Annotated in this window: 1 protein-coding gene; it reads left to right on the top strand. The window is 46.7% G+C overall.

The annotated features are described in order from the left end of the window. A partial coding sequence (locus AB4589_RS21090; RefSeq protein WP_372101628.1) for a transposase zinc-binding domain-containing protein occupies positions 1–289 on the top strand: 289 nt, incomplete at both ends.

Here is a 289-nt window from a genome sequence, read left to right on the forward strand (position 1 = left end):
TTGTAAAACAGAGCAACAAGGTCGGTCACAATGGTTTTGCAGTCACTGTCATCACGACGACCGATTACCGCTTTCTTGTGGTCACCGACACTGCCCTCAATGCCAACAACGCACCACTTCTGACTGGCTACAACGTCAGCAGCAAAAGCGGTTACCTGTTCACTATTTCATGGTGACCTTCACTTTGCCGTATCAACTAAGAGTCTTAGCAAGACATCAACCTAGAGCGACATATAACGGTATGTTTAAGGTGGCATCGGGGGTTTTAAAGGACTTTGCGAAAAGACAG

Source organism: Vibrio sp. 10N.222.49.A3 (genome assembly GCF_041475145.1).
Lineage (GTDB): Bacteria > Pseudomonadota > Gammaproteobacteria > Enterobacterales > Vibrionaceae > Vibrio > Vibrio tasmaniensis_A.